Below are 625 nucleotides of genomic sequence, written 5' to 3'. Positions count from 1 at the left end.
CCGTTCACCGCCAATGCCGCCGAGGCCCGCGACATCGCCGAGCTGGCCGCGAAGTCAGATCGCGTCGTCATGGAGGCAATCCAATACCGCTACCATCCGTTGACTTCGCGCGTCGAGCAGATTCTCACGTCAGGCGAGCTGGGTAGATTGCAGCGAGTGGAGGTAGCGGTGTGCGTCATGCTGCCGAAGCGTTCAAATAGCAACATCTACGACTACTCCCTTGCCGGTGGCGCGCTGATGACCGACGGAAGCTATACGGTCGACATGCTCCGTACGTTCGGCGGTTCGACCCCGGAAGTCGTTTCGGCTCGTGCGAAACTGGGCGGTCCCGAAGTGGACCGGGCTATGACGGCCGAATTGCGGTTCGCCGGCGGGCACACGGGCCGCCTGCACTGCGCGCTGTGGTCGTCGAACCTGTTTTGGGCGAGCGCCAAGGTGGTTGGGGATCGCGGCCGGCTGCGTTACCTCAGTCCGGCTGCTCCGCACTTGTTGCCCCGGCTCACGATCCGCTCGGCCGACGGCAAGCGGGTGGAGCGCTTCCCGCGCCGCACCAGCTATGCGTACCAGCTCGAGGCTTTTGCCGCGGCGGTGCTGCGCGGCGAACCGGTGAAGACGACGCCGGAAG

Annotated in this window: 1 protein-coding gene; it reads left to right on the top strand. The window is 65.6% G+C overall.

From position 1 onward, the window contains the following. Window positions 1-625: Gfo/Idh/MocA family protein (locus A5706_RS35405; RefSeq protein ID WP_197518030.1), on the top strand; the 625-nt coding region annotated here is incomplete at both ends.

It is taken from the genome of Mycobacterium sp. E796 (assembly GCF_001672815.1).
Classification (GTDB): Bacteria; Actinomycetota; Actinomycetes; order Mycobacteriales; family Mycobacteriaceae; genus Mycobacterium.
Note: the sequence above shows the minus strand (reverse complement) of the source record. Positions and strands in the feature narration are given on the sequence as shown.